We start from the raw sequence: 26952 nt of genomic DNA, 5'->3' as shown, positions 1-26952 counted from the left end.
CCCACAGCCACCTCCCGGAGGAGACAAGGTGAAACGAAGATTCGCCGTCGCGGGCGTCTCGCTCGCCGTCGTGCTGGGCCCCGGAACACTCCCCGCCGTGGCCGCCGACTCCCCGACCACCACGGACACCACCATCAGCGCCGCGCCCGATGTCGACGTGAACAAGGTGAAGGCGCACCTCAGTGAGCTCAGCGCCATCGCCGGGCGGAACGGCGGCAACCGCCGGTCCACCGGACAGGGTTACGACGACTCCGTCGCCTATGTGAAGGGCAAGCTGCAGGCCGCCGGATACGCCGTGACCGAGCAGCCGTGCACCTCCGGCTGCACCAGCGGGGCCGGCCCCAATCTGATCGCCGAGTGGCCCCACGGCGACGCCAACAACGTGTACATGTTCGGCGCCCACCTCGACGGCGTCTCCGCCGGGCCCGGCATGAACGACAACGGCTCCGGCTCCGCCGCCCTGCTCGAGACCGCCCTGACACTGGCCCAGCAGAACCCGGCGATGCGCAACCGGGTCCGCTTCGCCTGGTGGACCGACGAGGAGCAGGGCCTCAACGGGTCCGACTTCTACGTCCGTTCGCTGTCGTCGGGCGAGCGCGCCAAGATCAAGGCGTACTACAACTTCGACATGGTCGCCTCCACCAACGGCGGCTACTTCATCAACCACATCACCTCCGCGGCCGCCGCGCCGATGAAGGCGTACTGGGACTCGCTGGGCCTGAAGCCCGAGGAGAACACCGAGGGCGCCGGGCGCAGCGACGACTACTCCTTCGAGCGGTACGGGATCCCCACCTCCGGCTACGCCATGGGCGCCAGTGCCCGGAAGACCTCCGCGCAGGCCGCCAAGTGGGGCGGGACCTCCGGGTCCGCCTACGACCCCTGCTACCACCGGTCCTGCGACACCCTCACCAACATCAACACCACCGGACTCGACCGCGCCTCCGACGGCATCGCGTACACCCTCTGGCAGCGGGCCGTGGACACCGGCACGGGCGGCGACTGCGACACCGCCGGCGCCGTCGTCAACGGCGGGTTCGAGACCGGGACTTCGCCGTGGACCGGGAACACCGGTGTCATCGGCGCCCACACGGGCGGGCCGGCCCACGGCGGAACCCGGTTCGCCTGGCTCGGCGGGAACGGGTCCACGAGCACCGAGTCGATCAGCCAGACGGTGACTCTTCCGTCCGGCTGCTCCCAGGCGTCGCTGAGCTACTGGCTGCACATCGACACCGACGAGTCCGGCTCCCGCGCGTACGACAGGTTCACCGTGCGGGCCGGCGGCACCACGCTCTCCACCCTGTCCAACGTCGACGCCGGCAGCGGCTATGTGCAGCGGTCGGTGGATCTCTCGGCGTACGCGGGACAGACGGTCACCGTGACCTTCACCGCGAGCGAGGACTACAGCCTGCGGACCAGCTTCCTCCTGGACGACGTCACCCTGCGGAACGGCTGACCCTTCCCCCCACGGACCCTCCGCCCCGTCGCGCGCTCGCGCGGCGGGGCGGAGGGCATGTCCGGGAATACGCCGTTCGGGACCGCTGCTGTGACTCCTCGGAGGTACCACGATGACGACCACGGACGACGACCGGCACTACCGCGTCGAGCACGACTCCATGGGGGAGGTGAAGGTTCCGGCGGACGCCAAGTGGCGTGCGCAGACCCAGCGCGCCGTGGAGAACTTCCCGGTCTCCGGGCAGCGCCTGGAGCGGGCCCATATCGAGGCGCTGGCCCGTATCAAGGGCGCCGCGGCCAAGGTGAACGCGCGGCTCGGGGTGCTGGACAAGGACATCGCCGAGGCGATCCAGGCGGCGGCCGGCGAGGTCGCCGAGGGCCGGTGGGACGAGCACTTCCCGGTGGACGTGTTCCAGACGGGGTCGGGGACCTCGTCCAACATGAACACCAACGAGGTCCTCGCCACGCTCGCCACCGAGCGGCTGGGACGGGATGTGCACCCGAACGACCATGTCAACGCCTCGCAGTCGTCCAACGACGTCTTCCCGTCGTCGATCCACATCGCCGCCACCGCCGCCGTCACCCGCGATCTGATTCCCGCCCTCGACCACCTCGCCGCCTCCCTCGAGCGCAAGGCGGACGAGTTCGCCGATGTGGTGAAGTCTGGGCGGACTCATCTGATGGACGCCACGCCCGTGACGCTGGGCCAGGAGTTCGGCGGGTACGCGGCCCAGGTGCGGTACGGGATCGAGCGGCTGAACGCCTCCCTGCCGCGCCTCGCCGAGCTGCCGCTGGGCGGCACCGCCGTCGGCACCGGCATCAACACCCCGCCCGGGTTCTCCGCCGCCGTCATCGAGGAGGTCGCCCGCGTCACGGGACTGCCGCTGACCGAGGCGCGCGACCACTTCGAGGCGCAGGGCGCCCGGGACGGCATCGTGGAGACCAGCGGGCAGCTGCGAACCATCGCCGTGGGACTGACGAAGATCGCGAACGATCTGCGGTGGATGGCGTCGGGCCCCCGCACCGGCCTCGCGGAGATCCGCCTCCCCGATCTCCAGCCCGGCTCCTCGATCATGCCCGGCAAGGTCAATCCGGTGGTCCCGGAGGCCGTGCTGATGGTCTGCGCCCAGGTCACCGGCAACGACGCGACCGTCGCCGCGGCCGGCGCCGCGGGCAACTTCGAGCTCAACGTGATGCTTCCGGTGATCGCGAAGAACGTCCTGGAGTCGGTGCGGCTGCTGGCCAACGCCTCCCGCCTGCTCGCCGACCGCACCGTCGACGGGATCGTCGCCGACCGGGAGCGGGCCCGGGAGTACGCCGAGTCCTCGCCGTCCGTGGTCACCCCGCTCAACAAGTACCTCGGCTACGAGGAGGCCGCGAAGGTCGCCAAGAAGTCCCTGGCGGAGCGGAAGACCATCCGGCAGGTGGTCCTGGAGGGCGGCTACGTCGAGCGCGGCGACCTCACCGTCGAGCAGCTCGACGAGGCCCTGGACGTCCTGCGGATGACGCACCCGTGAAGCCCGTGCCCCGGGCGAGAACCGTGACCGGCGCCGCGGCGTCGTATGCCCGGGGCACTTTCCTGTCTCGTCATGGCGGAGGGTGGAGCGATGAAGCGCGAGGAAGCGGGGCGAGCGGCCGGCCACTGGGAGCCTGGGACACAAATCCTGTGGCGTTACCGGGAGAACGGCGGCGCGCGCATACGTATCGCGCGCCCCGTCACGGTCGTACGCGACGAACCGGAGCTGCTCGCCGTGTGGATGGCGCCCGGCACCGAGTGCGTGAAGCCGGTGCTCGCCGACGGCACACCCGTGCACCGGGAGCCGCTCGCCACCCGGTACACCAAGCCGCGCACGGTGCAGCGGGACCGCTGGTTCGGCACCGGTGTGCTGAAGCTGGCCCGGCCCGGCGACCCCTGGTCGGTGTGGCTGTTCTGGGACCCGGGCTGGCGGTTCAAGAACTGGTACGTGAACCTGGAGGAGCCGCTGGCCCGTTGGGCGGGCGGAGTGGATTCCGAGGATCACTTCCTGGACATCTCCGTGCACCCGGACCGGGGCTGGCACTGGCGGGACGAGGACGAGTTCGCGCAGGCACAGCGGGACGGGCTGGTGGACTCCGCGCTGGCCGGAAGGGTGCGGGAGGCCGGGCGGGCGGCGATCGGGGTGATCGGCGCCTGGGGGCCGCCGTTCTCCGACGGCTGGGAGAACTGGCGCCCCGATCCGTCCTGGGCGGTACCGTCACTGCCACAGGACTGGCACCGCACTCCCACACAGGTGTCCTCGTGAGACCCTTGCTGCACCCCCGGGCGGGAAACGTAGGATCGTCGTCCGCAAGGGCGCGGAGTGACAACTACCGGAGCGCGCGCTGGGCTTGACCAAACGTCACCGAGGGGCGGCAAGGACGTGAGCGAGGGGTACGGAAACACCGGTACCGGCCGAGGACGGTCAGCCGGCGGCGCAGGAACAACCTCTGACCACACGCGAAATCCGTTCCGGGGGCATGTGTTCCGGGTATCGGAGTTTCGGCGGGACGAACCGCGCGCACGGCGTGCGCCGGACGGATGGACTCGACACGCGTGACGGAGCAGCCGACCTCCTTCGAGCGCCCGCAGCCGGGCGTGACCCCCGCGGATCCCCGCGGGGCGCTCCTGCATACCCCGCCACCGGCCCACGTGCCGGGCACCGGGGCCGCCTTACCGGTACAGGGCTCTGGCGGTGAGCCACCTGTGCCCGGGGCGTCCCCGGGCGCCCCGGGTGCCACGCCGGGCACGGTGGCGCCGGACGGCACCGGCGGGGACCCGGCTGACGGACCGGCCTCGGAGCATTCCCAGCCGGGCACCGGGGAGGGCGCCGGACCGGACACGCACCGCCCGCGTCCCGCGCCGGAGGGCATCCCGGTGCAGCCGGCCGCGGGACAGGACGGGCCGGCACCGGCGCGGGCACCCGACGGGAAGGAACGCCGCACCGGGCAGCCGACGCAGCCCGGGCGGCCGACGCCGATGCGGCGGGACGGCGACCGGCTGCGGTTCGTCGGCGCCGCCACCCGGCGGATCGCCCGCGGCATCGACCTGGACGAGATCGTGATGGGGCTGTGCCGGGCCACCGTGCCCACCTTCTCCGACGCGATCCTGGTCTATCTGCGCGATCCGCTGCCGGTCGGCGACGAACGGCCGACGGGCCCGCTGGTGCTGCGGCTGCGCCGCACCGACCGGATTCCGGCCGAGCGGGACACCGAGGGCGGGTTCGCGCCGGTCGCCGCCCCGCCGGAGCCGTCCGAGCTGGACTCGGTCGGCGAGGAGCTGTGCACGGTGCGGCCGGGCAGCGCGCTCGCCGAGGTGCTGCGCGGGGTGCGGCCGGTGTTCACGGACGCGCCGGCCGCCCGTGCCGCGCTGCCCGAACTGCTCGGCGAGGACGGCGCGCCGGCGGTCCCGGACGGACAGCGGGCGATCCTCGCGCCGCTGCGCGGCCGGCGCCGGGTGATCGGCGCGGCGCTGTTCCTGCGCCGTCCGGAGCGCATCCCGTTCGAGGCCGACGACCTGCTGGTCGCCGCCCAGCTCGCCACGCACAGCGCCCTCGGCATCGACAAGGCGGTGCTGTACGGGCGGGAGGCGTACATCGCGGACGAGCTGCAGCGCACGATGCTGCCGGAGAACCTGCCGCGGTGCACCGGTGTGCGGCTGGCCTCCCGCTACCTTCCGGCCGCGGAGACCGCGCGGGTCGGCGGCGACTGGTACGACGCGATCCCGCTGCCGGGCAGCCGGGTGGCGCTGGTGGTCGGTGACGTGATGGGGCACTCCATGACGTCGGCGGCGATCATGGGCCAGCTGCGCACCACCGCGCAGACCCTGGCCGGTCTCGACCTGCCGCCGCAGGAGGTGCTGCACCACCTCGACGAGCAGGCGCAGCGGCTCGGTGTGGACCGCATGGCGACCTGTCTGTACGCGGTGTACGACCCGGTCGCGCATCGCATCACCATCGCCAACGCCGGTCATCCGCCGCCGATCCTGCTGGAGCTGGGCGGCCGGGCCGAGGTGCTGCGGGTGCCCGCGGGCGCCCCGATCGGCGTGGGCGGGGTGGACTTCGAGGCCGTGGAGCTGGACGCGCCCGCCGGTGCGACCCTGCTGCTGTACACCGACGGCCTGGTGGAGTCCCGGCTGCGGGACGTGTGGACCGGTATCGAGCAGCTGCGCGAGAAGCTCGCCGCGACCGCGCAGCTGACCGGCCCGGACCATCCGCCGCCGCTGGAGGCGCTGTGCGACGAGGTGCTCGACATGCTCGGCCCGGGCGACCGGGACGACGACATCGCGCTGCTGGCCGCCCGGTTCGACGGGATCGCGCCGAACGATGTGGCGTACTGGTTCCTGGAGCCGGAGGACTCGGCCCCCGGCCGGGCCCGCCGGCTCGCCCGGCGGGCGCTGTCCCGCTGGGGCATGGAGGACCTGAGCGACTCGGTGGAGCTGCTGGTCAGCGAGGTGGTGACCAACGCCGTGCGGTACGCGACGCGGCCGGTCACCCTCCGGCTGCTGCGCACCGACGTGCTGCGCTGCGAGGTCGGTGACGACGTGCCGCAGCTGCCCCGGCTGCGGCAGGCGCGCGCCACGGACGAGGGCGGGCGCGGGCTGTATCTGGTGAACCGGCTGGCCCGGCGCTGGGGCGCCACCCGGCTGAGCACGGGCAAGGTGGTGTGGTTCGAGCTCAACCGCGGCTGAGCGGTCGTACGACAGGACGGGCCCGTCGTACGACAGGAGGGGCGCCCGGTGTGGTCACCGGGCGCCCCTCCTGCGTGCCGTCTACTCGATGCCGTCGAGCTGCGGGTCGTCCGGGTCGTCCGGGTCTCCCGGGATACCGAAGGTCGGCGAGTTCGAGGGCGTCTTCGTCGGCGGCGGAGTCGTCGGGGTCTCGGTCGGCGGCTCCGAGGTCGGCGGCGCGGAGGAGGTCTCCGGGGGCGCCTCGGTGGTGGGCTCCTGGGTCGTCGGCTCCTCGCTGGGTGTCTGCGAGGGCGTCTGCGACGGGGACGGCGACCGGGTCGGCTTCACGGCCGCGCCCTGGTCGGTGTCCAGGTCGAACGTGGTGACCTCGTCCTGGACGCCGAAGGTGTACGCCGACCAGATCTGGGCGGGCGGCCCACCGCCGTTGATGCGGTCCTCGCCGAGGGCTCCGTACATCTCGACCTGCTTGTGCGGGGGCTTGTCGTCCTCGCCGAACAGTCCGACGGAGGTCACCAGGCCGGGTGTGAAGCCGGTGAACCAGGCCGACTTGTTGTCGTCGGAGGTACCGGTCTTGCCGGCGACCTGCTGGCCGCCGCGCAGCGGGTTGTCCCGCACCGCCGTCCGGGCCGTACCGTCGTCGACCACGCCGGTCAGTACGGAGGTCACGGTGTCGGCGGCCTGACGGCTGATGACCTGTTCGCCGATCGCGTCGGGCATGGTGACCGTGCGGCTGCGGTGCTCCGCCGACTTGATGATCGTCGGGGTGGTCTTCTTGCCGTGGTTGTCGAGAGTGGCGTAGACCCCGGCCATCTGGAGCGGGCTGGCGCCCATGGAGCCCAGGGTCTGGGCGGGCACGGCCTCCAGGCCCTCGACGTCCATGCCGAGATCGCCCGCCGTCTCCATCACCTTGTCCATGCCGACGTCGACGCCCATCTGCGCGAAGACGGAGTTGACGGACTTGTTCATCGCCGTCTGGACGGTGATGTCGCCGTAGTTCCGGTCGTCCTCGTTCTCGGGGGCGAAGCCGACCTTCTTGCCGTTCTCGACGACCGGGCGCTCGCTGGTGCCGTCGTAGACGGTGTTGGCCGTGATCGGCCGCCCGTCCTGGGTTTCGGACTGCTCCTCGAGCGCGGCGGCGAGGATCACCGGCTTGAAGGTGGACGCGGGCTGGTAGTCCTTGCGGGTGGCGTTGTTGGTGAAGTGCTTGAGGTAGTCCACGCCGCCGTACATCGCGACGACCGCGCCGTTCTTCGGGTTCACGGAGACGGCGCCGGCCTGGACGTCGGCGTCCACCTTGCGTGCCTTCGGGTCGAGCCTGCCGGTGAGCTGGGTCTTGGCCGCCTTCTCCAGCGCGGCCTGCTTCTTCTTGTCGATGTTGAGGGTGATCGTCCAGCCTCCGGCGTCGACGAGCGCGTCGGCCTCCTTGACGTCCTCCGCGGTGCCGTCGGCGACGAGCTGCCTCTTCAGCTCGTTGCCGGCGGCCTGCACCAGGTAGCCGGTCTGGCCGGCCATGCCCGGGGCGCCCTTGGGTTCCTCGGGCACGGGGAACTTCATGCCGGAGCGCTCGGACCGCTTCAGCCAGCCCTCCTCGACCATGTTGTCCAGGACGTAGTTCCAGCGCGCCTTGACCAGCTTCCTGCTGTTCTCGGAGGCGACCGCCCAGTCGTACTGGCTCGGCGCCTGGAGCAGCGCGGCGAGATAGGCGCCCTGCTCGACCGAGAGGTCCTCGGCGTCGACCCGGTAGTAGGCCTGCGCGGCGGCCTGGATCCCGTAGGCGTTGCGGCCGTAGTAGCTGGTGTTGATGTACCCGGCGAGGATGTAGTCCTTGGACTTCTCCCGGTCCAGCTTCAGGGAGATGACCAGTTCCTTCAGCTTGCGGGTGACGGTCCGTTCCTGCGTCAGGTAGTAGTTCTTGACGTACTGCTGGGTGATCGTCGAACCGCCCTGCGCGCCCTTGCCGGCGAGGGTGTTGACCACACCCCGCGTGGTGCCCTTGATGTCGACGCCGGCGTCCTTGTAGAAGGTCTTGTTCTCGGCGGCGACGAAGGTGCGCTGCACCGGCTTGGGGATCTGCGCCAGGTCGACGACCTCACGGTTGACCTGGCCGTCGCGGGCCATGATCGAGCCGTCGCCGTACTTGTAGATGTTGCTCTGCCGCTTGGCGTCGGCGTTCCCCTCGGGGATGTCGATCATCATGTACAGCACGATGAAGGCGCCCATGCCGAGCAGGCAGAGGCCGAAGAAGGTGCCGACGATCTTCTTCCAGGTGAAGAGGCGGCGTATGCCGGTGCGGCCGGCCGCGCCCGACGAGCGGCCCTGGGGTGCCCCACGGCGCCCACCGCGCTGTCGTGCGCGTCTTTCTTCCGCTCGTCCCATACGCCCGTTCCGCTCCGCTTCGTTGGTGTGTGCTCACCTGCCACACAGGTTCGCCGCCCAGGTCAGCTCAGAAAGCTAACACCGGGAGCTATGACAAAGGACTGCCGATCCGGCCTTTACGGACGTGACAATCAGCACCCGCCCCAAAGGAACCGACGTATGAGAGACGGTTGAGGTTGCCGGGAGCGGGTAATGTGATAGCACTTAGTTAGCAGACGCTAGCCGCGCGGAAACCCCCGCGCGGAGGCGCACGAGAAAATGGGGGGGATCACCCATGTCCACGCACGACACACAGGTCACCGCCGATGTGCCCGAGATGCCGGCCCCGCGCGTACGGGAGGTCGCGGCGCACAGCATCGGCGGCGGTCTTGCGCTGCTGCTGGGACTGCTCGGACTGCTCGCCGGCGCGGCGCTGGTCATTTCCGCCACGGCGGTCTCCGGGGCCGGCGCCAAGGCGGTCCTGATCGTCGGCGGCATCCTGGTCGCGATCGCCGCGTTCCTCGCGATGTGCGGGCTGAACATGGTGGCGCCGGGCGAGGCCCGGGTGGTGCAGCTCTTCGGCCGCTACCGGGGCACGATCCGCCAGGACGGCCTGCGCTGGGTGAACCCCTTCACCTCGCGCACCAAGATATCCACGCGCGTACGCAACCACGAGACCGCCGTGCTGAAGGTGAACGACGCCTACGGCAACCCGATCGAGCTGGCCGCGGTCGTGGTGTGGCGGGTGGAGGACACCGCACAGGCCACCTTCGAGGTGGACGACTACGTCGAATTCGTCTCCACCCAGACCGAGGCGGCCGTGCGGCACATCGCCATCGAGTACCCCTACGACGCCCACGACGAGGACGGCCTCTCGCTGCGCGGCAACGCGGAGGAGATCACCGAGAAGCTCGCCGTCGAACTGCACGCGCGCGTGGAGGCGGCCGGTGTGCAGATCATCGAGTCCCGCTTCACGCACCTCGCGTACGCCCCCGAGATCGCCTCGGCGATGCTCCAGCGGCAGCAGGCGGGCGCGGTCGTGGCGGCGCGGCAGCAGATCGTGGAGGGCGCCGTGGGCATGGTCGAGTCGGCGCTGACCCGGATCGCCGAGCAGGGCATCGTGGAGCTGGACCCGGAACGGAAGGCGGCGATGGTGTCCAACCTGATGGTGGTGCTGTGCGGCGACCGGTCGGCGCAGCCGGTCCTCAACACCGGGACGCTCTACCAGTGACGGCCTCGTCCGGGGGCCCGGCCCCTAAGGGTCGACCGCAGCGCAAGCAGGTGCTGCTGCGGCTCGACCCGTCGGTGTACGAGGCGCTGGCGCGCTGGGCCAACGACGAACTGCGCTCGGCGAACGCGCAGATCGAGTTCCTGCTGCGGCGCGCGCTCGCGGAGGCGGGGCGGCTGCCCGGTGACGCCGGGCCGATGCCCCGCCGCGGGCGGCCGCCCGGGGACTCCGCACGGCCTCAGTAGCAGAACCGTGACAATCGGCCCCCACCTGGGCCCTCCTACACCCCGCCATGAGGTACACACTCGGCGTATACATACCGCGTATACACGCTGTGTAGAGTGCTGCACATGTCCATCGGTCACACTCTCCTGGGGCTCCTGGAGTCCGGCCCGCGCCACGGTTACGACCTGAAGCGGGCCTTCGACGAGAAGTTCGGTCACGACCGGCCGCTGCACTACGGCCAGGTCTACTCGACGATGTCCCGCCTGCTGAAGCACGGGCTCGTCGAAGTCGACGGCATCGAGGCCGGCGACGGCCCCGAGCGGAAGCGGTACGCGATCACCGAGGCCGGCATCACCGATGTCGAGCGCTGGCTCGCCACGCCGGAGAAGCCGGAGCCGTACCTCCAGTCGACGCTCTACACCAAGGTCGTCCTGGCGCTGCTCACCCGCCGCGACGCCGCCGACATCCTCGACACACAGCGCTCGGAGCATCTGCGCAGCATGCGGATCCTCACCGACCGCAAGCGCAAGGGGGACCTCGCCGACCAGCTCATCTGCGACCACGCGCTGTTCCACCTCGAGGCCGATCTGCGCTGGCTGGAGCTGACCGCGGCGCGTCTGGACAGGCTCCGTGCGGAGGTGACCCGATGACCGCATCCCCTCCCCCCGGCTCGCTGCTCACCGCCCAGGATCTGCGCAAGGTCTACGGCCCGACCACCGCGCTCGACGGCGCCGGTTTCTCCATCCACCCCGGGGAGGTCGTCGCCGTGATGGGGCCCTCCGGCTCGGGCAAGTCGACGCTGCTGCACTGCCTCGCCGGGATCGTCACCCCCGACTCCGGCTCGATCACCTACGACGGGCGTGAGCTGACCACCATGAGCGACGCCGAGCGCAGCGCGCTGCGGCGCTCGGAGTTCGGCTTCGTCTTCCAGTTCGGGCAGCTCGTGCCGGAGCTCACCTGCGTGGAGAACGTCGCCCTGCCGCTGCGGCTGAACGGCACGCCCCGCAAGGAGGCCGAGCGGGCCGCCCTGACCTGGATGGAGCGCCTCGAGGTCGACGACGTCCGCAAGAAGCGGCCCGGCGAGGTGTCGGGCGGCCAGGGCCAGCGGGTCGCCGTGGCCCGCGCTCTGGTCACCGGCCCGCGGGTGCTGTTCGCCGACGAGCCGACCGGCGCCCTGGACTCCCTCAACGGCGAGCGCGTCATGGAACTGCTCACCGACGCCGCCCGGTCCGCCAACGCCGCCGTCGTCCTCGTCACGCACGAGGCGCGGGTGGCCGCGTACTCCGACCGCGAGATCGTCGTACGCGACGGCAGGTCCCGGGACATGGAGCGCGTCGTATGAGTGCGCGTCAGTGGGGGCGCGACCTCGGCATGGGCCTACGGTTCGCCTTCGCCGGCGGACGCGAGGGATGGATCCGGGCGCTGCTCACCGCCGTCGGTGTCGGGCTGGGGGTGGCGCTGCTGCTGCTCACCACCGCCCTGCCCGGTGCGCTGGCGGAGCGCGACCGGCGGGGGGACGCCCGCCTCGACTACACCTTCGGCGACACCATCGAGTCCCCGGCCGACAACACCCTCGTGATCGCGGACACCGGCACCGAGTTCGATCAACACGACATCCGCGGACGGCTGGTGGAACCGGAGGGCGACCGGGCCCCGCTGCCGCCCGGTCTGCGGGAATTCCCCGCGCCCGGTGACATGGTGGTCTCCCCCGCGCTGAAGGAACTCCTCGACTCGGACGGCGGCGCGCTGCTGCGCGACCGGCTGGCCTACGACATCGTGGGGACGATCGGCGAACAGGGACTGATCGGCTCCCAGGAGCTCGCCTACTACGCGGGCGCCGAGGGCCTCGCGGAACGGATCGGCGACGGGATGGTCGGCCGTATCGACCGCTTCGGGGACCCGTACCCGACGGAGGAGGAGACGGACCCGGTCCTCGTGCTGCTCGTCCTGGTCGTGTTCGTGGTGCTGCTGATGCCGGTCGCCGTGTTCATCGCCGCGGCGGTGCGGTTCGGCGGCGAACGGCGCGACCGCAGGCTGGCCGCGCTGCGGCTGGTCGGCTCCGACGGCGGCATGACCCGGCGGATCGCCGCGGGCGAGGCGCTCGGCGGGGCACTGCTGGGCCTGGTGTTCGGCACCGGGTTCTTCCTGGCGGGACGCGAACTAGCGGCATCCTTCGAGGTGTTCGACGTCAGTGTCTTCCCGAGCTATCTGAACCCCTCGCCGCTGCTGGCGCTGCTGGTCGCGGTGGCGGTCCCGGGGGCCGCGGTGCTGGTGACCCTGCTGGCACTGCGCGGGGTGGTCATCGAACCGCTGGGCGTGGTCCGCACGGCACGGCCGGCCCGCCGCCGGCTCTGGTGGCGGCTGCTGCTGCCGGTCGCCGGGATCGGCATGCTGGCCCCCATGCTCGGCCAGGGCCGGGAGAACGGGGGCTTCAACGGCTACCTGGTCACCGGCGGTGTCATCTGCCTGCTCGTCGGGGTCACGGCGCTGCTCCCCTGGATCGTGGAGACGGTCGTCGCCCGGCTTGGCTCGGGCAGTGTGTCCTGGCAGCTGGCGGTGCGCCGCCTGCAGCTGAGCAGCGGCGCGGCGGCCCGCATGGTCAACGGCATCGCGGTGGCCGTGGCCGGCGCGATCGCGCTGCAGATGCTGTTCGCCGGGGTCGAGGGCGACTACACCACGGAGACCGGCTTCGACGTGTCGCGGGCGCAGATGCAGGTACGGGTGCCGGACGGCACTCAGCTCGCCGCGGCCACCGCGAAGCTCGAGGAGACCAAGGGCGTCCGCAAGGTCTACGCGCTGTCCGAGGGGTACCTCGGCGACCGCTCCTGGACGAAGGACCCGGAGCGCTCCGCCGAACTGACCATCGGCGACTGCGTGACCCTGCGCCAGGTGGCGAAGCTCCCCTCCTGCGCGGACGGCGACGTGTTCTCGCTCCGGGGCGGCGAGTACGACACCGACACCCCGTCGCTGAGCAGGCCGGGCCAGAAGCTGTACCTGGAGATGTCCAGCGCCCAGGACAAGGCGGAGGAAGTCGTCTGGACCCTCCCCAGCACGCTGAAGGAGGCCGCCTCCGTCGAGGACCCGACCGGGACGAAGCGCGGCGGCTTCCTGATGACTCCGGGCGCGGTGCCCGCGGACGTGGCGAAGGCGGTCAGGGGCGAGCTGTATCTGGCGGTCGACGACTCGGTGCCCGACGCCCGCGAGTACGTGCGCAACACGGCGTTCGCGATCGACCCGCTGTCCCATCCGGCGACATGGGCCGCCACCGAGCGGACCCAGCGCTTCGACGCCATCCGCACGGGTCTGTTCGCCGGTGCCGCCGCCGTCCTGGCGCTGATCGGGGCGAGCCTGCTGGTCTCGCAGCTGGAGCAGCTGCGGGAACGCCGGAAACTGCTGGCGGCCCTGATCGCCTTCGGCACCCGGCGGCGCACGCTGAGCCTGTCGGTGCTGTGGCAGACGGCGATCCCGATCGGTCTGGGACTGCTGCTCGCCTCGGCGGTGGGGATGGCCCTGGGCGCGGTGCTGCTGCGGATGACGGCGACACCGGTGAGCGTGGACTGGCCGAGCATCCTGCGGATGACGGGCATCGGCGCGGGGGTGGTCCTCGTGGTGACCCTGCTGAGCCTCCCCCCGCTGCTGCGCATGATGCGCCCGGACGGGCTGCGCACGGAGTAGGTCCGCGGCCGGCGGCGGGGCGTTCGGTCCGTTCCCGAATGTCCGTCAGCTCACGTACCAGCATGAGCTTGGGACGGTCCGTCAGCTCTCGACGATCCGCACCGGGAGGTCCCCCATCGCCTCGCGCAGGGCCGCCGCCAGCTGCTCGTACTCCGCCGCCCTGGCTGCGCCCGTGCGCATGGCGAGGGCGATGCGGCGGGTGGGGGCCGGGTCGGTGAAGCAGGCGGTGAGCAGCCGGCTGGAGCGGCTGGTCTCGACGTCGACGGCGGTACGCGGGAGCAGCGTCACCCCGAGGCCGCCCGCCACCAGCTGCACCAGCGTGGACAGTCCGGCCGCCGTGGTGGTGGCCGGTACTCCGCCGCGGCCCGCCTCGCGGCAGATGTCCAGGGCCTGGTCGCGCAGGCAGTGCCCCTCGTCGAGCAGCAGCAGGTTCAGCTCGCGCAGCACCTCTCGTGGGATGCCCTGCCGCCCGCCGAGCCGGTGGCCGAGCGGGGTGACGAGCACGAAGTCCTCGTCGAAGAGGGGGAGTTCACTCACGCCCGGCACACCGAGGGGCACGGCGAGCAGCAGCAGGTCGAGCCGCCCGCCGGCCAGGCCCTCCAGCAGGTTCGCCGTCTGCTCCTCGTGCACCTGGAGGTCGAGGTGCGGGTAGCGGTCGTGCACCAGCCGCAGGACCGTCGGCAGCAGATAGGGCGCGACGGTCGGGATCACGCCGAGGCGCAGCGCCCCGGTGAACGGCGCCCGCAGCGCGTCCGCCTCCTCCATCAGCGCGCCGACGTCCGCCAGTACGGCCTTGGCGCGTACGGCGAGCCGCTCGCCGGCCGGCGAGAGCAGCACCTTGCGCGTCGTACGCTCCACGAGGGTGACACCCAGTGTCCCCTCGAGCGCCGAAACGGCCCCCGACAGCGCCGGCTGGCTCATCCCCATCGCCGACGCGGCGTCCCGGAAGTGCAGATGCTCGGCCACCGCGGCGAACGCCCGGAGCTGCGCAAGGCTGGGCTGCCTGGGTCTATTACCCACAGTCACTAATAGGTCCCTCCGATCAACACGACCGAGTGTAGCTATTTCACTAATCAATGCACGCTGTGCCAACATCAATCAGGTCCAACCCATGGGAAACACTCGCAAAGTGGGTGTTTCTTCGCTGCAAGGAGAGCGTGTGCTCACTGTCGGTGACAAGTTCCCCGAGTTCGAACTGACCGCCTGCGTCTCGCTGGAGAAGGGCAAGGAGTTCGAGACGATCAACCACAAGACCTACGAGGGCAAGTGGAAAATCGTGTTCGCGTGGCCCAAGGACTTCACCTTCGTGTGCCCGACCGAAATCGCCGCCTTCGGTAAGCTGAACGACGAGTTCGCCGACCGTGACGCCCAGGTCCTCGGTTTCTCCGGCGACTCCGAGTTCGTCCACCACGCATGGCGCAAGGACCACGACGACCTGCGCGACCTGCCGTTCCCGATGATGGCGGACTCCAGGCACGAGCTCATGCGCGACCTGGGCATCGAGGGCGAGGACGGCTTCGCCAAGCGCGCCGTGTTCATCGTGGACCAGAACAACGAGATCCAGTTCTCCATGGTGACCGCCGGCTCCGTCGGCCGTAACCCCAAGGAGGTCCTGCGGGTGCTGGACGCCCTGCAGACGGACGAGCTCTGCCCGTGCAACTGGAGCAAGGGCGACGAGACGCTGGACCCGGTCGCGCTGCTGGCGGGGGAGTGAGCTGACATGTCCCTCGACTCCCTGAAGTCCCGTATACCGGACTACGCCAAGGACCTGAAGCTCAACCTGGGCTCGGTCATCGGGAACTCCGACCTGCCGGCCCAGCAGCTGTGGGGCACGGTGCTGTCGACGGCGATTGCCTCGCGCTCGGCGATCGTGCTGCGCGAGCTGGAGCCGGAGGCGAAGGCGAACCTGTCGCCGGAGGCGTACACGGCCGCGAAGGCCGCCGCCGCGGTGATGGCGATGAACAACGTCTTCTACCGCACGCGTCATCTGCTGTCGGACCACGAGTACGGCAACCTGCGGGCCGGTCTGCGGATGAACGTCATCGGCAACCCGGGTGTCGACAAGGTCGACTTCGAGTTCTGGTCGTTTGCGGTCTCCGCGATCAACGGCTGCGGTATGTGCCTTGACTCGCACGAGCAGGTGCTGCGCAAGGCCGGTGTGGAGCGTGAGGCGGTGCAGGAGGCGTTCAAGATCGCCGCGGTGATCCAGGCGGTCGCCGCAACCCTGGACGCAGAAGCGGCCCTCGCGGACTAACTCCGCCCGCCTGCCACACCCCCGGGCCCGCCCACTACTTCAGTGGCCGGGCCCGCCCCACACTCGGCCGTTTCCGCGCACCGCGCTCGGCACCCCCGCGCACTCCGCGATCCGCACGCCGCGCCGCATCCCGCCGCCGCCGCAGCTGCGGGCAGTCGTGCCGCTGGGGCGGCACGGGTGGGCGCAGCGGCACCTGGCCAGCGCCGTGAGCGGTGTTGGTGTGGCCGGGGGGTGTCACGCAGCTCGGCGTCAACGGGGCGCCGTCGCGCCCACCCGTGCCGCCCTGCGGCACGACTGCCCGCGGAGACGCGGGACCGGGCGCAGGCCCGCAGCTGGGGCGGCAGCGTTAGTCCTCGCCGGGGTCCCGGCGTTGCTCGGCCTCGGACGCCGGCGCCGGAGGCTGCGGGGCGGACAGCGCCGTCGCGCCGCGTGGGCGGGGGGTCTGATGGACCGTCGGCTCGGCGGCGTATGCGCGGAGGTAGCCGACCACCGTGTTCGTGACCGCGACCAGCGGCACGGCGACCACCGCACCGCCGATCCCCGCCACCATGCCGCCGGAGGCCACCGCCAGCACCACGGCCAGCGGATGGACCCGGACCGCGCGCCCCAGGATGAACGGCTGGAGGATGTGCCCCTCGATCTGCTGCACGGCCAGCACCACCACCAGCGTCATCACGCCGGTGAACACCCCCTGGGTGACGAGCGCGACGACCACCGCCAGCGCTCCCGACACCACCGCACCCACGAGCGGGACGAACGAGAACAGAAAGATGAAGACGGCGAGCGGCACCGCCATCGGCACATCGAGGAAGTAGATGCCGAGCCCGATGAAGATCGCGTCGATCAGAGCCACTATCACCGTGCCGCGCACATACGCCGTCAGCGTCCGCCACGCCGCCGGTCCGGCACCGGCGACCCCCGGACGGGCCGCGGCGGGAACGAGCTTGAGCGACCACTCCCAGATCCGCTTGCCGTCGTAGAGCAGGAACAGCGTCGAGAAGACCGCCAGCAGGATGCCGGTGAGTGCCTCGACGACGACCGTCACGCCCTCCAGGCCCGCCGAGGTGATCTGCTCGGTGTTGGCGCCGACCGCCTCCCGCAGGTTCTTGGCGATCTCGTTGATCTGCTTGTCAGTGACGTGGAAGGGGCTGTTGAGCAGCCAGTTGCGCAGCTCGTCGATGCCGTCCTGGACCTGGTCGGAGAGGTTGTCGATGTTCTCCATGACCTGCCAGGTCACGAACCAGCCTATGAGGCCGATCACCACGAACCCGAACAGCGCCGTCAGCGCCGTGGCCGGACCGCGCGGCACGCCGACCCGCCTCAGCCGGGCCACCGTCGGCTGGAGCAGCGCGGTGATCAGCAGCGAGGCCACGAACGCCAGCACGACCAGCTGTACGGCGCTGATGATCCGCATGAGCACCCAGACCGTGCCGGCCAGCACCAGCAGCCGCCAGCCGGCCTCGGCGGCGACCCGTACGCCCCAGGGCACGGCCTGCGCCGGATCCGGACGGACCGGGGCGGCGGCGTACTCGGCCGGCGGCGGCGCCTGGTCGAGGCGCGGGCCGGCCGCCTCCCGTCCGGTGTCCTGCTCGTCGGGACGGTCCTCCCGCGACACCTCGGCGCGGCGCTCCTCCAGCCGCTTGCTGACCTCGGTGAGTCGGGCTCCGACCTGGCCGAGCCATCCTGGCAGTCGCGACATGATCCGTCCTCTTCCCCCGTCTTTCCCCACCACTCCCCCTGGAGTCATCGGTCAGACCGTACATGGCGAAAGCCCCGCACCGTAGGACGGTGTGGGGCTGCGCCAGGGTTGAGCGACGGCCGGGAGCCAGGGGCGCTCCGGTGCTGTCAGTACCAGTGATTGGCCTGCCAGAAGTTCCATGCGCCGCACGGGCTGCCGTAGCGGTCGTTCATGTAGCCCAGACCCCACTTGATCTGGGTGGCGGGGTTCGTCGCCCAGTCGGCTCCGGCGGAGGCCATCTTGGAACCCGGGAGCGCCTGCACCAGGCCGTAGGCGTCGGAAGTGGGGTTGTCGGCCTGGTAGTTCCAGCTCGACTCGCGCTCCACGATGCTGCTGAAGCACTGGAACTGGTCCGCCGGGACGATCTGCCGGGCCATCGCCTGGACCTCGGCGACGGTGTAGGACGACTGGACGGCGAAGGTGGAGGCGTCGCGGACCGCGGAACGGCTGGCGGCGGCCTTGGCCTCCGCGCGCTCCTTGGCCTCCTGCTCCGCCTTCTCGGCCGCTTCCCTCTTCTTGGCGACCGCGGTCTCGGCGGCTGCCTTGCGGGCGGCCTCCTCCGCGTCCTTCTTGGCGCTCGCGTCCGCCGCGATGGCCATCGTTTCGGCCTGCTGCGTCAGGGACGCGGTCTGCACCTGGGCCTGCTGGCCCGCGGGGATGTCCGCGAGCAGCGTGGTGCCGCTTGCCGTCGCTTCGACGTCGTTGGTCTGCGCGGTGCTGCCCGAGGCAACGCCGACGACGCTTCCGACAGCGGTGACCGCCGTGGCCGAGGCCACTGCGAATCCCCGGACCGAGATCCGGCTCACACGGTTTCCTTCCAGCATCGCCCGCTTCGGTGACCCTCGCGGACGCAATCGTGCCCCTGACACTGGCCTCCCCAACTTCGGGTCACGGGAGGCACGGGCCCGGTGGGCAACTCCCGCGAGGGGAGCACCGCGTAGTGCTCGGGCGGCATACGACGACGCTATGGAGTTGAAACGGTGTCCTGCTGTGGTGCTATACCTCCCCCACTGCCCCTAAAGGGCGTGGGAGGTACCCCCAGGGGTACAGATGTGTCGTATGCGGGGCCTGACAGGAGTGAGACTCTGCCGTAACCCAGCGGCGCAAGGCAATTCTCCGTTGCGTGTGAAAGCTCACATCCCGTTTGGCCCCGGTGATTGCCGGAAAGCCGCACGCACGCCGACGCCGCCCGGCTAGGCTCTACGCCTTTCCGGACGGCGCCAACTACTGAGTAACCGACCCTTGTTGGAATTCCTGGGTCAGATGTGCCCGTCTTCGAGCATTTCGGTCACAAGGGCAGCGATCCGGGACCTCTCGGACCGCGTCAGGGTGACATGGGCGAAGAGCGGATGCCCCTTCAGTTTCTCCACGACGGCGACCACACCGTCGTATCTGCCGACCCTCAGATTGTCCCGCTGGGCGACATCATGGGTCAGAACGACCCGTGAATCCGCCCCGATCCGGGACAGAACGGTCAACAGGACGTTCCGTTCCAGCGACTGCGCCTCGTCCACGATCACGAACGCGTCGTGCAGCGAGCGGCCCCGGATGTGGGTGAGCGGCAGGACCTCCAGCATGCCGCGCGCGGTGACCTCCTCGATGACCTCCCGGCTGGTGACGGCCGACAGGGTGTCGAACACCGCCTGGGCCCAGGGGCCCATCTTCTCCGCCTCGGTACCGGGCAGATAGCCGAGCTCCTGCCCGCCGACCGCGTACAGCGGACGGAAGACCATCACCTTCTGGTGCTGCCGGCGCTCCAGGACCGCCTCGAGGCCCGCGCACAGCGCCAGCGCCGACTTGCCGGTGCCGGCCCGGCCGCCCATGGACACGATCCCGACATCCGGGTCGAGCAGCAGGTCGAGCGCGATGCGCTGCTCGGCACTGCGGCCCTTGATGCCGAACGCCTCCCGGTCGCCGCGCACCAGCCGGACGCCGCCCTCGGCGGTGACCCGTCCCAGCGCCTTGCCGCGCTCGGACTGGATGGTCAGGCCGGTGTGCACGGGGAGGTGGGACGCCTCGGGCACGTGCACGTGCCCCTCCTCGAAGAGGATGTCCACCTGCTCGCCGGGCAGCGTCAGTTCGGACATTCCGGTCCAGCCGGAGGATTCCGTGATGGCGAGTTCCGCCCGGTACTCCTCGGCGAGCAGACCCACGGAGGACGCCTTGATCCTGAGCGGAAGGTCCTTGGACACCACGGTGACGTCGAACCCCTCGGCCTGCAGATTGCGGGCCACCGCCAGGATGCGGGAGTCGTTGTCCCCCAGGCGGTAGCCGCTGGGCAGCACGCTGGGGTCCGAGTGGTTGAGCTCGACCCGCACGGTTCCGCCGAGGTCCCCGGTCGGAATGGGGGCGTCGAGGCGGCCGTACCGCACCCGGTAGTCGTCCAGCAGACGGAGCGCCTGCCGGGCGAAATAGCCGAGTTCCGGATGGTTCCGCTTGGCCTCCAGTTCCGTCACCACGACGATGGGGAGCACGACCTCGTGCTCGTCGAAGCGGTTCAGGGCATTGGGGTCGGCCAGCAGGACGCTGGTGTCAAGAACGTAGGTGCGCCGGTCTGGCTTGTGGCGCTTTGCGCTGGTCACCACGGAAGGACGTACCCCCTCGGATGAGGTCGGGGAGCGACGGAGCGGAGCTGGACCGGTCGACGGCCCCTCTGCACAGCGGGCCGAGAACCGGCCCTCCGCTGCTTCGTCCGTGCCGTGACCGCACGGTCGGGCTGCTGCAAAAGGGCCTCCCGGGCGGACGGCTTCCGTGCCGCCCGCTGAGATCCGACACCCGTGGTTCGGGTGTCGACCTGCCTGGCTTATTCCCTCGAACGAGCAAGGCCATGCCATGGCATATGACGGCGGACCGGTGAACGGTGCCTGACCAGTGGTGCGGGAGGCGGGGAAGACGCGGGCGCACGGGCTCCGCGCGGTGCCCGTTCAGCCGCCGTAGCGCCGGTGGCGGGCGGCGTAGTCGCGCAGCGCCCGCAGGAAGTCGACCTTGCGGAAGGCCGGCCAGAAAACCTCGCAGAAGTAGTACTCCGAATGGGCGGTCTGCCAGAGCATGAATCCCGACAGCCGCTGTTCCCCGCTGGTGCGGATCACGAGGTCCGGGTCGGGCTGGGCCCCGGTGTAGAGATGACGCCCGATCATGTCGACGTCGACGGCCTCGGCGAGCTCCTCCATGGAGGTGCCCTTCTCGTGGGCGTCGACGAGCATGGAGCGCACGGCGTCGGCGATCTCCTGCCGTCCGCCGTAGCCGATGGCGACGTTGACCACTATGCCGTCGATGTGCGCGGTGGCCGCCTCGGCCTCCTTCAGGGTGGTCTGCATCCCGGACGGCAGCAAGTCGGGCGTGCCCACGTGATGGACCCGCCAGCGCCCGTCGGCGGCTAGGCTGCGCACCACGTCCTCGATGATGCCGAGGAGCGGGACGAGTTCCTCCTTCGGCCGGTCGAAGTTGTCCGTCGACAGCAGCCAGAGGGTGACGACCTCGACGTCGGTCTCACTGCACCAGCCGAGGAACTCCTCGATCTTCTCCGCGCCGGCCCGGTGGCCGTGGACGGTGCTGGAACCCGCGGCCTTCGCCCAGCGGCGGTTGCCATCCATGATGACGCCGATGTGCTTGGGCACCTGAGCGGTGTCCAGGTGGCCTTCCACCCGGCGCGCGTACAGCCTGACCAGCAGGCTCCGCAGCTTGTCGCGCAGGTTCACGTGATCGTCAGCCCCTCCGTACGGATCGGACAGGCGCGGCACCCCACCGCGTCGCGCGGCAAGCGGCCCGGTCTCGGCCGCCGGCGGTACCTGTCCGTATGGCGGTCCCCGAAGGCGAAGCGTACCCCTGCCGGGGCGGGGGTCCCCAAAGTCCGCAGTGGTGCGTTTGTCGCTGTGCTGCGGCGGCATGCGGTTTGTGCGGTGCCGTTTGCGGGCTGCGGGCTGCTGCGGGTGGGGCGGCTGCGCTCCGGGCGCCGGCGGGGTGCCGTAGGGGTCGGGCGGCGAGGGGACGACACGGTCCCTCCGGGGCGCCAAGAAAAACGGGCCGGTCCGTGGGGGGGAGACGGACCGGCCCGAGGGGGGGTTTCCACCATAACCCTTCGTGAGTGATGCCGCGCGCATCGGCGGCACACAACTACTCTCCGGAATCGACCGACGACGCCCGAACGGCCTCGGAAAGCGCGCTCTACGGCCTTCTCATGGCCGGAACACGGCCACATCCTGGGGAGAAAGGGGCGTTGGGGGGACTGTGTGCAGGTTGTGGCACCGTCGCCACACCATCAGCGCCACTCTTCCGGTCGTCCCTCTGATGGGTGACCCCGGAGGCGCCCTCCGCTTGACCCGGCGGCGGAGTCAGCGACCGCTGAGCACGGCACCGCGCAGCCCCCTCCACTGCGCGGTACCACCCCGCGCAGCTTTGCTGGCGCGAATTACCTTGGTCTGAACCTATGTGATCCCGGGCTCCGGGGGCCAGCCGGGGCCGATAACAATGCGAAAACCAGTGTGCGCCGCCTCGCTACGGCACCAGCGGCCGTACGTCCTCCGCCACGAACCGCACGAAGCCCTCGGGGTCGGGCTCGTCACCGGTCGGCTGGAGAACGACCGAGTCGGCACCGGCGTCGGCCAGCCGCCGCACCGCCTCCGCCACGGCGGCGGCGTCCCCGGCCACCCCGAGATCCGTCTGCCCACCGACCCCCTCGGCGACCAGTTCGGCACGCAGCCGCTCGTCGGCTCCGTCCCCGGTGGCGGCCAGCAGATAGACGACGACCTTGTGGGACGTTCCGGTCCGCCCCGCTGCGGCCCGCCCCTCCTCGATGAGCCGACGCGCATCCCGGACCCCGTCGGGGGAGGTACTCGCGGTGAGGATGGTCCCGTCGGCGGCCTCACCGGTGAGCCGGACGGTGCGGGGCCCGGTGGCTCCGGCGAGGATCTCGACCGGCCCCTGCGGCGGCCAGTCGAGGGCGACCTCGTCGAGCATGACGTACCGCCCCTCGATCGTGACCCGCTCCCCGCCCAGCAGGGCACGCAGGGCGGCCAGATGCTCCCGCAGCAGGGTCACCGGCGACTCGACCCGCGCCCCGACCTGCCCCATCCAGTCCTGCACCCCGTGGCCGACCCCGAGAGTCGCCCGCCCGGGGAACATACGGTGCAGGCTCGCCGCCTCCATCGCCGTGATGGCGACGTTCCGCAACGGCACGGGAAGCAGCCCCACCCCGACCCGCACCCGTTCCGTCCACGCCAGCGCGGCGGCGCCGGTCGAGATCCCGCCCTCCCGGAAACAGTCCTCCCACAGCCAGAGTTCCTCGAGCCCGCTCTCGTCCGCGGTCCGCGCGACGGACCGAAGCTTCTCGGGAGCGAGCTGGGGACGGAAGACTGCGCCAAGTGTGGTCATGGGCCCTTCCTACCCGACCTCAGCGGTCGACGGCCTGGATTTCCTGGACGACGACGTCCTGCGTGGCACCGAACTCGCCGTCCCGTCGCCCGAGGAGCGCAGGTACGTCACCCCACACGGCGGCGTCCGGTCCGCCTTGCCCTTCGCGTACGGCTCGCCGATACGGCCGCCGCGATGAGTGAACGGTGTCAACTACTGCTACAACCCAGGCACATCGGGCAGCGGCCGGTCGGTGATCAGCGCGGTGAGAATCATCGGCGCGTCGCCGTCGGACTGGTTGAGGGAGACGGCTGCCCAGCGGGCGCCCGGGGCGGCGGGCACCGGTCCCCAGACGGACAGGTCGCCGTTGCAGTCCTTGGCGACGAGGGTGCGGAAGGGCTCGCCCGCCGGGCGTCCGAGCAGGGCCGGCCCCATGGTCACCGTCCGGTGCGGCCCCCAGCGGTGGTCCAACTCCCGCACCACGGTTGCCAGGTGTGCCTCCGCCGTCGCCTCCGCGTCGTTCCATTCGCGCCCGTACACACCCGTGAGCGCGGCGCTCTCCCAGAGGGGGAACAGCAGGAAGCCCTCGCCCCGGGTCGACGTCCAGGCGCCGGTGTCCGGCTCCCCCTCGTCGCCTGTCGGGCCGGATCCCGGGAGGGAAGCGGACAGGGCCGCTTCGACGGCGGAGACTGCCTGGTCCATGTCGAAGGGCTCACCCGTGCGGGCTGTCACAGCGTGGGCCTCTTCATCGGGCGGGGCAACGGCTCCAGCGCACCGGACTTCTCGAGGGTCTTGTACGCCTCGACGACGGCCCGGGTGTCGCCGGGCGACGCGATGGCGAGGAGGACGCCCCCGGTGGGGAGTTCGACGCGGTCGGCTGTCAGGTCGGCGGGGATGCGCGCGGCGCGGCCCTCCGACAGATAGCCGACCCAGCCCACCGACGGGGTCCCAATCTTGAAGCCCGCCTCCTTCTTCAGGGCGGAGGTGACGGCCCGGTCGCTCACGTCCCCGTAGTCCGGATGCCAGGCCTCCGCGACGACGGTGAGCAGCGCGGCGTCGGGAAGCGACGCCTCGTCGGGAAAGGTGATCGTGGCGACCAGCGACTGGAGCAGGGAGTCCGGCGTCCCGCCCGCCAGCGCGGCGATCTCCACCTTCCAGCCGTCGGCGAGGCCGGTGGCGAGCAGACGCAGGGACGTGCCGTTCGCCGCCGCCCAGGGATCGGCCTCCCGCGCCGTACGCAGCGCGCCCAGCAGCGACGACTCGTCCGACCCGATCGTTTCGGCGGGCCCGGCGGCGGGAACGGTGCGCCACGTCCATGCCGGGTGACCGGCCGCCTCACCCGGCCCGCCGGCCGCCTCCGGAAGCAGCAGGGCGAACCGGTCCAACGTCGTGCTCCACCGTGCGGCGAGTTCCTCCGCCGACTCCTGCCGGGGGCCCCAGAAGCCCCGCACCACGCGTCGCATGTCCCGTCTCTCTGCTCTCGCTCGTGGCCCACTTCCACCGTCGCGACCACCTTAGACATGCCCTGCGCGGTGCGGCGGTCATTGGTCCGTTCAAGCGGCGTCAGTCGAATGCCTCGGGCTTCCTTTCGCCGGCGATCCTGTCGGGTGCGGTGTGGACGACCTCGATGTCCAGGCCGGCGTCCTCAAAGGCGTCCCGGGCGGCGTCGGCGACCTCCTCGTTCGAGAAGTGCCACTCGATGTCCTTGCCGTTCGCCGCGCTCACCTGCCGGCGTGCCTCGGTGAGCAGCTTTTCCCTGCCGGACGGGGTGAGTTCCGTGCGGTCGGAGGTCAGGAAGCTGTCGTAGCCGTTCTTGGCCTCCAGGAAGGTCTCCCGGGAGGAGTCCCAGCCGTCGAACTCGACGTCCGGCACCTTCGGGTCGGGGTGGGGGACGACGTACTCGTATCCGCGCTGGGTGCCGGTGACCTGTTCCTGGTAGCGCAGCCACGACTCGTTGCGCCAGTTGGGGCTGGGGTTGCGGTCGCGGCTCGCCCAGAAACCGTCGCCGCCGTCCGCGTCGCCGTACTCGCGACTGCTCAGGCCGTCGGCCCAGTCCGGCGGGTTGTAGTTGCGCGGGTCGCTCGTGTCGCCGTGCTTGGGCTCGGGGTACTGCTTCCTGTTCTCCAGCGCCTCCCGGGCGCGGTCCGGTTCCTGGGCGCGCTTGCGTTCCAGGTAGGCCTGGCGCTCGGCGGCGCGGGCCTCCTCGGCCTGCTTCCGGGCCTCCTCGTCGCAGCCGCCCTCGGCCAGCAGGACGTACGGGCGGTTCGTGACGGGGCCGGCGGCGAGCACGGTGGTGCCCGTGCCGGGGCCGCCGCCGATGCCCGGGTGGGGGCCTTCGCCGTACGGGATCCCGCGGGCGGGCGCGGAGAGGGTGCAGCCGGTGCGGCGGGCCGCGTCCTCCGCCTCGTCCGCGGCCTCGTCGGCGCGCCGGGCGGCGTCCTCCAGCGCGTCGAGGTCGCCCGCCTCGGCGGCTCGCCGCGCGTCCTCGGCTGCCCCGGTGGCGTCGTCGACGACCTTGCTGAGCCGGCCGAGCGAGCCGATCTTCTCGGCGATCTTCGCTTCGCCGTAGCCGGGGATGAAGAGGGAGCCGACGTTCCAGATGACGGTGGTGACCGCCCGGGTCTCGTTGCCGCTGTTCCACTGGTCCACGACGTCGTCGCCGATGAACGAGTCGAACAGGACGGTTCCGCCGGTGCCGAGCGAGGCGCCGCCCCAGTCGAGGATCGCCCCGAAGTAGTCGCCGTCGTCCCACTTGTCGCGGGCGTCGGCGGTGTTGTCCCACCACTCGTCACCGAGGGAACTGCCGTAGTCCATCAGGCCGTTCCAGGTGTCGACGGGGCTGGTCACCACGTCCCAGATGCCGGTGAGGTCGCCCCAGATGCCGTCGACGAACAGTCCCTGGCCGACCTGCTTGAGCTGGTCGCCGGCGCATCCGAAGAAGGCACCGAAGCCGGAGAAGCACCCTTCGTCGCCCTCGTCGCCGGTCTCGCCGTCGTCGCCCCCGGTGGTCGAGTCCTCGTACGGCGGCTCGTCGATCTCGTCCTCGGCGGCCACGGGGTCCACGGCGGAGGGGTCGTCGTCCGTCGGCCCGGTCGACGGGTCGTCGGCGTCCGTGCCGCCCGGGTCATCCGAGTTCGGGTCGCCGGGACCCGTGTCGCCCGGGTCGTCGGCGTCGCCCCCGGGGTTGCCCGTGTCGCCGCCGGTCGTCGTGTCCCCGGTGCCGTCCCCGTCACCGTCCTCCGCCGTGACCTGGCCGTCCCCTCCGTCCCCGGGCGCCGGACATGCCGCACCGGTGACGCGGCACACCTGCGCCTGGATGCCGGTGAGGAGGTGCCCGCCCAGGCCGGTGAGGACGAGGGCCGTGATGATCGCCGCGACGACCGCGACCAGACCCGCGTACTCCACCGCCGTCTGGCCGTCGTCCCGGCGCCAGCGGATCATCCGGGGCAGGGAGAAGGGGCGGTGCTCGCGCCGGTCGGGTGCGGCGAGGCGGTACCAGTCGCGGCTCTCCGGACGGGTCAGGAGGAAGAGGACGAGGAGCGGAAGGAGCAGCTGGGTGAAGCCGCGGGCCGACCCGTCGGCGAGGTTGGACACGGAGCCGAGGACCAGCCATGCCTGGACGGCGATCAGCCCGGCCCACACCCGGGCCCCGCCCCGCCAGGTGCGGCGGGCCAGCCACCAGCCGAGCACGCCGGGAGCGGCTGCGTGGGCGACCTGGGCGAGCAGTGTGCCGTCGACCGCGTCGAGCGACGCCGCGGTCAGCAGCAGACCCAGACCGCCGAGCGCGGTGAGCCCGGCCAGCGCGTGGACCAGCAGCAGGGCGCGGGACAGGGGCCGGGGCATGTCCCGCCGCCCGCCCCCGCTCCCGGCCCCCGGCACGGCCCCGGACTCCGCCCCTCCCCCGATCCAGGCCATGCCCGCCCCTCCTCAAGTCCCCCGATTCGCAACCGTGTTTGGTTCACGGCAGGCCC

22 protein-coding genes are annotated in these 26952 nt (G+C 71.3%); 12 read left to right on the top strand and 10 right to left on the bottom strand.

The genetic code is table 11. The features are described from left to right. The first annotated feature begins 28 nt into the window (after positions 1–28). From AB0L56_RS02580 to AB0L56_RS02565, 4 genes are all read left to right on the top strand, one after another. Entirely contained in the window at positions 29–1453 is a 1425-nt protein-coding gene (locus tag AB0L56_RS02580) for a M20/M25/M40 family metallo-hydrolase (protein WP_365418114.1), read from the top strand. A gap of 112 nt (positions 1454–1565) precedes the next feature. Then, a complete protein-coding gene (locus AB0L56_RS02575; protein WP_365418111.1) occupies positions 1566–2969 on the top strand; it encodes a class II fumarate hydratase in 1404 nt (467 codons plus the stop codon). Positions 2970–3041: 72 nt separating this feature from the next. Beyond that, positions 3042–3734 (top strand): DUF402 domain-containing protein, encoded by a 693-nt coding sequence (locus AB0L56_RS02570; RefSeq protein WP_365418108.1) that lies wholly within the window; start codon positions 3042–3044, stop codon positions 3732–3734. 275 nt (positions 3735–4009) lie between these two features. Beyond that, positions 4010–6157 carry a SpoIIE family protein phosphatase gene (locus AB0L56_RS02565; protein WP_365418105.1) on the top strand — a complete coding sequence of 716 codons (2148 nt, stop codon included), beginning with the start codon at positions 4010–4012 and terminating at the stop codon, positions 6155–6157. Between the two features lie 81 nt (positions 6158–6238). Here the strand turns inward: AB0L56_RS02565 and AB0L56_RS02560 are convergent, their stop codons facing one another. Next, positions 6239–8533 (bottom strand): transglycosylase domain-containing protein, encoded by a 2295-nt coding sequence (locus AB0L56_RS02560; RefSeq protein ID WP_365418102.1) that lies wholly within the window; start codon positions 8531–8533, stop codon positions 6239–6241. 274 nt (positions 8534–8807) lie between these two features. Here AB0L56_RS02560 and AB0L56_RS02555 point away from each other — a divergent pair, with 274 nt between their 5' ends. From AB0L56_RS02555 to AB0L56_RS02535, 5 genes are all read left to right on the top strand, one after another. Further along, positions 8808–9743: an SPFH domain-containing protein gene (locus AB0L56_RS02555; RefSeq protein ID WP_361022096.1), complete on the top strand. Its 936-nt coding sequence runs from the start codon at positions 8808–8810 to the stop codon at positions 9741–9743. Then, complete coding sequence (locus AB0L56_RS02550; RefSeq protein ID WP_365418099.1) at positions 9740–9985, top strand: hypothetical protein; 246 nt, start codon at positions 9740–9742, stop codon at positions 9983–9985. Before AB0L56_RS02555 ends, AB0L56_RS02550 begins: the two co-directional genes overlap by 4 nt. Positions 9986–10090: 105 nt before the next feature. Then, positions 10091–10615 carry a PadR family transcriptional regulator gene (locus AB0L56_RS02545; RefSeq protein WP_361022090.1) on the top strand — a complete coding sequence of 175 codons (525 nt, stop codon included), beginning with the start codon at positions 10091–10093 and terminating at the stop codon, positions 10613–10615. Further along, positions 10612–11307, top strand: coding sequence for an ABC transporter ATP-binding protein (locus AB0L56_RS02540; RefSeq protein ID WP_361022086.1), 696 nt, complete (start codon positions 10612–10614; stop codon positions 11305–11307). Before AB0L56_RS02545 ends, AB0L56_RS02540 begins: the two co-directional genes overlap by 4 nt. Continuing rightward, a complete protein-coding gene (locus tag AB0L56_RS02535) occupies positions 11304–13640 on the top strand; it encodes an FtsX-like permease family protein (protein WP_365418095.1) in 2337 nt (778 codons plus the stop codon). Before AB0L56_RS02540 ends, AB0L56_RS02535 begins: the two co-directional genes overlap by 4 nt. A gap of 81 nt (positions 13641–13721) precedes the next feature. Here the strand turns inward: AB0L56_RS02535 and AB0L56_RS02530 are convergent, their stop codons facing one another. Next, positions 13722–14660: a hydrogen peroxide-inducible genes activator gene (locus AB0L56_RS02530; protein WP_365418092.1), complete on the bottom strand. Its 939-nt coding sequence runs from the start codon at positions 14658–14660 to the stop codon at positions 13722–13724. A gap of 139 nt (positions 14661–14799) precedes the next feature. On the opposite strand from AB0L56_RS02530, the gene AB0L56_RS02525 reads away from it, so the two are divergent. Together AB0L56_RS02525 and AB0L56_RS02520 are read left to right on the top strand one after the other, a co-directional pair. Then, positions 14800–15354, top strand: a complete 555-nt coding sequence (locus AB0L56_RS02525; protein ID WP_365418089.1) for a peroxiredoxin — start codon at positions 14800–14802, stop codon at positions 15352–15354. A gap of 6 nt (positions 15355–15360) precedes the next feature. After that, complete coding sequence (locus AB0L56_RS02520; protein ID WP_361022079.1) at positions 15361–15894, top strand: alkyl hydroperoxide reductase; 534 nt, start codon at positions 15361–15363, stop codon at positions 15892–15894. A gap of 346 nt (positions 15895–16240) precedes the next feature. Here the strand turns inward: AB0L56_RS02520 and AB0L56_RS02515 are convergent, their stop codons facing one another. The 5 genes from AB0L56_RS02515 to AB0L56_RS02495 form a co-directional block, all read right to left on the bottom strand. After that, the gene (locus tag AB0L56_RS02515) at positions 16241–17593 is read right to left on the bottom strand and encodes an AI-2E family transporter (protein WP_365418085.1); all 1353 of its coding nucleotides are present in this window, start codon (positions 17591–17593) and stop codon (positions 16241–16243) included. Between the two features lie 146 nt (positions 17594–17739). After that, complete coding sequence (locus tag AB0L56_RS02510; protein ID WP_365418082.1) at positions 17740–18438, bottom strand: transglycosylase SLT domain-containing protein; 699 nt, start codon at positions 18436–18438, stop codon at positions 17740–17742. Positions 18439–18891: 453 nt separating this feature from the next. Further along, complete coding sequence (locus AB0L56_RS02505) at positions 18892–20217, bottom strand: PhoH family protein (protein ID WP_365418079.1); 1326 nt, start codon at positions 20215–20217, stop codon at positions 18892–18894. A gap of 339 nt (positions 20218–20556) precedes the next feature. Then, positions 20557–21330: an isoprenyl transferase gene (locus AB0L56_RS02500; protein ID WP_365418076.1), complete on the bottom strand. Its 774-nt coding sequence runs from the start codon at positions 21328–21330 to the stop codon at positions 20557–20559. 796 nt (positions 21331–22126) lie between these two features. Then, positions 22127–23002, bottom strand: coding sequence for an LLM class flavin-dependent oxidoreductase (locus tag AB0L56_RS02495; protein WP_365418073.1), 876 nt, complete (start codon positions 23000–23002; stop codon positions 22127–22129). Here AB0L56_RS02495 and AB0L56_RS02490 point away from each other — a divergent pair. After that, positions 23001–23180, top strand: coding sequence for a hypothetical protein (locus AB0L56_RS02490; protein ID WP_365418892.1), 180 nt, complete (start codon positions 23001–23003; stop codon positions 23178–23180). The two genes, AB0L56_RS02495 and AB0L56_RS02490, sit on opposite strands and share 2 nt — an antisense overlap. A gap of 20 nt (positions 23181–23200) precedes the next feature. On the opposite strand, the gene AB0L56_RS02485 is transcribed toward AB0L56_RS02490, so the two are convergent. From AB0L56_RS02485 to AB0L56_RS02475, 3 genes are all read right to left on the bottom strand, one after another. Beyond that, positions 23201–23713, bottom strand: coding sequence for a hypothetical protein (locus tag AB0L56_RS02485; protein WP_365418070.1), 513 nt, complete (start codon positions 23711–23713; stop codon positions 23201–23203). Then, complete coding sequence (locus AB0L56_RS02480; protein WP_365418068.1) at positions 23710–24444, bottom strand: hypothetical protein; 735 nt, start codon at positions 24442–24444, stop codon at positions 23710–23712. Before AB0L56_RS02480 ends, AB0L56_RS02485 begins: the two co-directional genes overlap by 4 nt. Positions 24445–24544: 100 nt before the next feature. Next, positions 24545–26896: a Tox-REase-5 domain-containing protein gene (locus AB0L56_RS02475; RefSeq protein ID WP_365418065.1), complete on the bottom strand. Its 2352-nt coding sequence runs from the start codon at positions 26894–26896 to the stop codon at positions 24545–24547. Positions 26897–26952: the final 56 nt, after the last annotated feature.

It is taken from the genome of Streptomyces sp. NPDC052079 (assembly GCF_040680275.1).
GTDB lineage: Bacteria > Actinomycetota > Actinomycetes > Streptomycetales > Streptomycetaceae > Streptomyces.
The sequence above is the reverse complement of the archived record's forward strand: the minus strand, read 5'-3'. Positions and strand labels throughout refer to the sequence as shown.